Origin of the sequence: Massilia pinisoli (assembly GCF_024753285.1) — a bacterium.
Classification (GTDB): Bacteria; Pseudomonadota; Gammaproteobacteria; order Burkholderiales; family Burkholderiaceae_D; genus Telluria; species Telluria pinisoli.
In genome coordinates, this window is sequence record NZ_JANUGW010000048.1 from 1 (window position 1) to 3061 (window position 3061).

At 52.0% G+C, this 3061-nt stretch carries 6 protein-coding genes and 1 pseudogene; 6 read left to right on the top strand and 1 reads right to left on the bottom strand.

Annotated elements, in window-relative coordinates; all coding sequences use genetic code 11:
• The 6 genes and pseudogenes from NX784_RS28635 to NX784_RS28660 form a co-directional block, all read left to right on the top strand.
• Positions 1–129: pseudogene (locus NX784_RS28635) on the top strand (ribonucleotide-diphosphate reductase subunit beta); the annotation flags it as partial.
• Between the two features lie 131 nt (positions 130–260).
• Positions 261–920 carry a tyrosine-type recombinase/integrase gene (locus tag NX784_RS28640; RefSeq protein ID WP_258820072.1) on the top strand — a complete coding sequence of 220 codons (660 nt, stop codon included), beginning with the start codon at positions 261–263 and terminating at the stop codon, positions 918–920.
• 40 nt (positions 921–960) lie between these two features.
• Positions 961–1653, top strand: coding sequence for a DUF6338 family protein (locus tag NX784_RS28645; protein ID WP_258820073.1), 693 nt, complete (start codon positions 961–963; stop codon positions 1651–1653).
• A gap of 197 nt (positions 1654–1850) precedes the next feature.
• The gene (locus NX784_RS28650) at positions 1851–2180 is read left to right on the top strand and encodes a hypothetical protein (protein WP_258820074.1); all 330 of its coding nucleotides are present in this window, start codon (positions 1851–1853) and stop codon (positions 2178–2180) included.
• Positions 2181–2193: 13 nt separating this feature from the next.
• Positions 2194–2487, top strand: a complete 294-nt coding sequence (locus tag NX784_RS28655; RefSeq protein WP_258820075.1) for a hypothetical protein — start codon at positions 2194–2196, stop codon at positions 2485–2487.
• A 22-nt stretch (positions 2488–2509) separates the two neighbouring features.
• Positions 2510–2752 (top strand): hypothetical protein, encoded by a 243-nt coding sequence (locus NX784_RS28660; protein WP_258820077.1) that lies wholly within the window; start codon positions 2510–2512, stop codon positions 2750–2752.
• Between the two features lie 111 nt (positions 2753–2863).
• Here the strand turns inward: NX784_RS28660 and NX784_RS28665 are convergent.
• The coding region (locus tag NX784_RS28665; protein ID WP_258820076.1) for a hypothetical protein at positions 2864–3061 on the bottom strand (198 nt) is incomplete at its 5' end.

Here is a 3061-nt window from a genome sequence, read left to right on the forward strand (position 1 = left end):
CCGCTATTCCCGAACGAGGAAAACCCGTTCCCGTGGATGAGCGAGATGATCGACCTGAAGAAGGAACGCAACTTCTTCGAGACGCGCGTGACCGAGTACCAGACCGGTGGCGCTTTAACGTGGGATTAGCTCAGATAAGTCAGCGGCCTCGATTGTGGACTTTTCCGAGGACCTCGCTTGCTAGCTTGTCAACAGGATCGTTTTGGCGTACTCTTTTCAAAATCTGCCTCTGAACGGAACATATAAGGGACGTAAAACGAATGGCAAAGGCGCCCTACATCGAAGAAGGCAGACTACGACACCTGTTCAAAGTCGCCGCTATCTCTGGCGAATCTCCCTTGCGCAACGTGGCCTTACTTACGACCGTGTATGGCACTGGCATGATGCTGACAGAAATCGCCAGGTTGCCAGTTCGCGCATACCTGAACCGAGACGGATCAATCCGCGTAAAGTCATGCGTAGACGCTCGTATCGCATACAACGGTAAGGAGCGGCCGGTTTATTGGTCCAATGCCAAAGTGACGAATGCGATCGACGCCTACGTGACCTACCGTGCTGCCCATCGGCAAGGCAGCACTCCTACGGCTACCGCTTATCGCGGCCTGGACCCGGACGGTCCTCTCTTCCTGACCGGCGACGGTGCACCGTACAAACTGATCGAGAGGCGTACGAACTGCGGCACGCCAAGCTATTCGTGCGATTCGCTTAGCCAGCACTTTCGCAAGCTGCACCTTCAGGCCGGCATCGAGGGCGCCAGTGCAATGTCAGGGCGTCGCACTTTCGCTGTGCGCTTGGCGAACAACGGCTATGACCTTCGTCACATCAACGAGCTGCTAGGTCATGAAACGTTGACGGCCACAAAGCGTCTTATTGACGCTAATCCGGTACGCCTCGGAGCGATTGTCGCGAAGGTCATTTGATGTCGAAATGGAAACGTTCGACGTGTAAGTGGGTTAAAAGATGCCTGAGGTTTCTAAAGATCTAATTGTCCTTTTGCAATATCTCTTGCCTGGTTTTTTGGTGGCCTGGATATGTTTCGGAGTGACTTCTCATCAAAAGCCTTCTCAATTCGAACGCGTCGTACAGGCGTTGATATATTCCCTCTTTGTCCATTTTGTAGTGTCCGCCGAGAGATTGGCTGCAATAAAAATTGGTAGATGGCGAGTATTGGGGTTGTGGGATAGCGAGAGCGATCTATTTGCTTCGCTTGTGACGGCGATTATATTGGGCACGGTATTCTCCTATTTAATAAATTCTGATCGTCTACACAGAAATCTTCGGAAGTTTGGGATCTCTACCCGAAGTAGCCACCCTTCTGAATGGTGTACGGCATTTGATACAAAAAAATATTGGATTGTTGTCCATCTCAAAGACGATCGTCGCATTTACGGATGGCCGCACATTTGGCCATCGGATCCAACCAAAGGCCATATTATGATAGTTCATGCGTCGTGGTTGGCAAATGAGCCCGGTTCAGAAAATAATACGACGGATGAAAACTCTACTTCTCAACAGGACATGCAGATTCTGATTGATGTTGTAGATATAAAGTGGGTTGAATTTGTTGTAAATCCGGAGGAAACTAATGGCATCGAAACCACAACCAACACAAACACCACCTCATCCAACGATGCCCTCCAGCGGGCGGCGTGATCAGGCAAATATAAACCCGGGGCCTACCTATCAAAAGCCACCACCACCACCGCCACCACCGAAGGGAAAATAAGGACATTGGTGGCGCTCGCATTAGTAGATATTGGTTAGGGGCCCAGATAACCAAGCTTAGAAGTAAGAAAAATAACCTTGCACCGATATGTGCTCTGGTACGTCAAAAGCCAAACGAGGGAAAAATGGATGGCAAAACTTTGCAATTGGAATTGACATCATTTCCGAAGCGCTTAAAGCAACTGCGAGATCAGTACAGCGATCAGGCTGATAGTGCTCGGTATGTGGAAGTCGAGGATAAGGCGCGCCGAGCATATACTCAGCTTGGCCACGCACAAGATAGCCTAGAAAACCTCGCTATTGAGCTAGCACGGGCGGAAAAGCACATAACTGCTCTGGTAAAATCGGAGCGTAGCTTCAACGCTAAGCGCAAGAAAAACGGAGAGGAAGAACTTACAACTTGCCACATGGTACTCCGCGACTTTTCCGCATCCAATCTATCCAAGCTCAAATAGATCGGAAAAGGTCATGATTCGCGATCCTTATGCTGTGTTTGCTGACTTCGGAGCGTTCCAACGCTTCAAGCAAATGAACAACGGTGCGCGATCGACATCATGGTCTCGTGGGCGAGAAATTGAACTCGGCGCCGCGCTGCGATATGAACTAGGCTCCGATGCAGTAGCCCAGCTTGAGGCGTGGAAATTGATATCACCAAAGCAATCACCTGAAGATGAGTGCATCGCGATCATCAAACGTGCGCTCATCGAGATGGGCGATAGGGACGTGCCGCAAACCTTGCCTGCAGATGGATCGTGGCTTTGAGACGGGAAAAACTGTGACGACGATGACCGACAACGTGTCCGCAGCGCGGCGCTGGCGACAACAGTGGGGCTATGTCGGCCGACGCGGGGTTGTGGTGCTGTTCGACGGCGAAGTGCAAAGCTGGGTCAACAAACTGCGGAACCCGGAGAACTGGCAGCCTGGTTGCGTTGCCGTGGATGAAAATGGAAAGATCTGGACCACTGTTGCCGGCACCGCATCGACAGGCGCCTTGATGTGGCTTCCGAACGAGCCGATCCCAGATTGACGAAAAACGCAATAAATCGTTTAGATAATATGTGACGAGTCACGAGAAGGAAAAGCACCGCGTGCGCCCGACGACGGCCGGCTGCCTGAGAGAAGGACAGTAGATGATCGATTACAGCAAGGGCCGGTCACGGTCAAGGATATGAGCGGCAGAATGGTGGGGTGCATCGATAACGACGAGTTCGCCGGCGCAAAGCTGCTCTTCCGGATCGACGGGGCCGAGGTTTACGAACTGGTTGGGGCCGGGGGCCTGATCGGCTTTATCCAGCGTAACGGGACCGTCGCGTCGCCACGCGGACAAGCGTTGTAC

Coding starts and splice junctions, on each gene's coding strand:
- NX784_RS28650 (WP_258820074.1), top strand. CDS start 1,851: ATGGATGGCAAAACTTTGCAATTGGAATTGACATCATTTCCGAAGCGC.
- NX784_RS28640 (WP_258820072.1), top strand. CDS start 261: ATGGCAAAGGCGCCCTACATCGAAGAAGGCAGACTACGACACCTGTTC.
- NX784_RS28660 (WP_258820077.1), top strand. CDS start 2,510: ATGACCGACAACGTGTCCGCAGCGCGGCGCTGGCGACAACAGTGGGGC.
- NX784_RS28655 (WP_258820075.1), top strand. CDS start 2,194: ATGATTCGCGATCCTTATGCTGTGTTTGCTGACTTCGGAGCGTTCCAA.
- NX784_RS28645 (WP_258820073.1), top strand. CDS start 961: ATGCCTGAGGTTTCTAAAGATCTAATTGTCCTTTTGCAATATCTCTTG.